1 protein-coding gene is annotated in these 398 nt (G+C 58.5%); it reads left to right on the forward strand.

What is annotated here, in order from left to right; translation table 11 throughout:
- Positions 1-246: 246 nt before the first annotated feature.
- A partial coding sequence (locus AC1DIX_RS28090; protein WP_477328657.1) for an AsnC family transcriptional regulator occupies positions 247-398 on the forward strand: 152 nt, incomplete at its 3' end.

A 398-nucleotide genomic window follows, 5' to 3' on the forward strand; every position in this document is an offset into this window, starting at 1 on the left:
GAGTGTTCTAGCTCCCTCGTCCTTGAGGAAGACCGCACCCAGCCCATGGGCAGCTGCGAGCTCCGGCGAGGCAATCAGCGGTGTCGCGGCATATCCCGGCGCAAGGGCATGCAGGCGGGTCTGGATAATGTGAGCGTCTTCGATCGGCAGGTTCTTTGTCATGCGGAAATACTACTGCGTTATGCGCGCTGAGTTTCGCCGAAATTCCTTGCACCTTCCCGGTTTCAGGCGATATTCTCCCCATTCATGACGGAAACCGCTACCCTCGATTCATTCGGTCTCTCTTTGCTGAAGCTGGTGCAGGTCAACAACCTGATGCCGGCCCGCATGCTCGCCGAAAAAGTTGGCCTTTCCGAAAGCGCGGTGTTGCGCAGGCTTCGCCAGATGCGGGCGAATGG

The organism is Massilia sp. 05N420 (assembly GCF_056397205.1).